General features: G+C 38.6%; 1 protein-coding gene and 1 pseudogene. Both read right to left on the minus strand.

What is annotated here, in order from left to right:
• A pseudogene (locus tag IQR33_RS27770) lies at positions 1-470 on the minus strand (sugar transferase); the annotation flags it as partial.
• A gap of 239 nt (positions 471-709) precedes the next feature.
• Positions 710-871, minus strand: a complete 162-nt coding sequence (locus tag IQR33_RS27775; RefSeq protein ID WP_228014189.1) for an MBL fold metallo-hydrolase RNA specificity domain-containing protein — start codon at positions 869-871, stop codon at positions 710-712.
• Position 872 lies beyond the last annotated feature (1 nt).

An 872-nucleotide genomic window follows, 5' to 3' on the forward strand; every position in this document is an offset into this window, starting at 1 on the left:
AAGACAAACAACAGATCGATGAAGCGTTTTTGCCAGCTGTTCTTGCGATTAGAAAGGATAGAAAAAGCTTTTTGGTGTAAGAAGTAGCCGCTGTGCAAAAGCTCAGTTTCAGTATATCCGAGTGAACGGTCAAAATAGCTCACTAATGGCTCAACCCAAGCACCTAGCTCTGTCGCCGCGACAAGAAACGCTTGCTGTTCAGGATCTAGATGCGAGCTTTTGAAGTGGCAAAGCGTTTTGCTCTTGAAGTCTCTAAGAGAATAGTTATTAACCTGAGCATTAATCTCAGGATGCCTCTTAAGTACTTGAGCAATTTTTGCTTCGTCTTCTTTTGGACAGTAGATATAAAGGCAAGCATTTGATTCACTTGCGGATAACTCGTCCAATGCTGATGTTATGCTGATAGAATTATGCTTAGTTAATTCAGAAGCTTCTCGTTCTTGAAGCGTGTCGCTCATACTGTCTGTCATAGGAATGGAATAAGTTGTTATCGACTAGCCAATTGCTTACAAGTCGGCGATTATAATTTATTTCGTATAGAAATTATATCCCTGAATCCAGAACATGCTCATAACTTTGTTAATTTTCTTGAACCTGAGTCCTTGTTCATGACTTGTTTTTGAATCTTAACGTAATTATATCAATGAACTCGAAAAACTATGTTTGCGATATATTATATTGCCTCGAAATTAAATGATTGTTCATTTCACTATATAACGCAGTTATATCCGAGGGTTATCAGTTGTTGATAAAGCGATCTTTTCGACTCCTGTTCACCATGAATAAGGTGAACTTCTTTCGGAGGAGTAGGGATACCAGAAACAAACTGTATTAAATCGTCCCTATCCGCATGTGCAGAGTAACCTGACATG

It is taken from the genome of Vibrio sp. OPT46 (assembly GCF_015163535.1).
In the GTDB taxonomy this organism is placed as follows: Bacteria; Pseudomonadota; Gammaproteobacteria; order Enterobacterales; family Vibrionaceae; genus Vibrio; species Vibrio alginolyticus.